The organism is Cytobacillus solani (genome assembly GCF_001420595.1).
Classification (GTDB): Bacteria; Bacillota; Bacilli; order Bacillales; family Cytobacillaceae; genus Cytobacillus; species Cytobacillus solani.
The window spans coordinates 1-1,363 of the sequence record NZ_LJIX01000001.1; the positions used below are offsets into that span (position 1 = coordinate 1).

At 44.3% G+C, this 1,363-nt stretch carries 1 protein-coding gene; it reads right to left on the reverse strand.

The genetic code is table 11. The annotated features are described in order from the left end of the window. Positions 1-1,363: hypothetical protein (locus tag AN957_RS00005; RefSeq protein WP_156341107.1), on the reverse strand; the 1,363-nt coding region annotated here is incomplete at both ends.

Genomic DNA, 1,363 nt, shown 5'->3' on the forward strand with positions numbered 1-1,363 from the left:
AATAGCTCCATCGTGCCATGACCAATCGGCAATTTCATGATCAACTCCACACATTACAATGGAGCTACTAGAGGTCCAGATTGTTCTCTCTTCTGGCCTGCCTCTGATCATTTCGACCCAAAAACAGGGAACTAAACATTCCCTCCCAGACAATTCTACTGGTAAAGTGAAAGACCCACTGTATCCCGACCAATTCAAATTATCAACAACCACCTGCCTTCTAATCTGTTCTTTGCTTGTCTGCGTCCAACCATTCTTTATCCTTATTATTTCAAATCCTGACCTGGAGGTTCGACTAATTGTCCGCCCCACCCACACATCAGTTCCCTGTCGAAACCCGAAACCTTTTACGCCATATCCCTGATTTCCCATGGGACTAGTGCATGAACCGACAAATTGAGCATCTTCCCCTCTTGGAGTGTCACTGGGCAATCCTGCACATAAATACCCAACCCTGTAAGAGAGATCAGGCGAAATAACTAGCACAGGCCTGTTAGTTCCCGTCCAGTTGTCTCTACACACGCATTCCACTTTACCATCATTTGGATAACAAGAACATTCCTCAATATGTCCTCCACTAAAGCTGACATCTGTTTGGCCAATTATTTTGCCTTGATTTGCTTTGTATATTCTATACTGCGCCTGTCTATTGGCAGGACCGTCAGTCATTACCCAATAACAATTACCTTGAATGCAAGTACAAGATGACTCCTGAGTCCTTAATATATCTCCTGCCCAGGAGTTAACAACATCAGTAGGCACCCCTCCGTAATGGACTACTGCTACTGCTTTAGAATCTGGCCCTGTTACACCAATCGTCATCCATTTCTTGCCATCATGACAGGCTGTTGCTGACCATGCTACAGCTTCAAACCTGGCTTGATATACATTGGGTGATTGACCCACTTCGACACTCATGAGAGTTCTGAATGGGCTTCTATCCTTCACTGTTCCATTTGAGTGTTTGTCATTGAGTAGAGCTCCCTGAGTGAGGAAGAAAGTCCTGCACTCTACAGGTGAACAAGAGACGAAAGGCTCTCTTATGACAAAAATATGTCCCCTGGAGCCAACTCTTATCCCGTTGTCCTTGGAAAACGGTGCAAAGCCCTTGACATCACATATTGGTTCGGTGTTATTTATATAAGTGCCCTCGTTCCAATGCGGTACATATTCGACTACACTAGTATTGTACCATTGAGTCACTTTCTCTATCCTAACTGTTTCATTATATTCCCTCACTACAGTTCCCTTGCAGATTCCATTGTTTTCACTTTTCCCCAGGGCTAACACCGTTAATATGATGCTCACGGCATGCAGTAGAACATTGAATACAACCAACCCTAATGAAATGGAGCCAATGGTC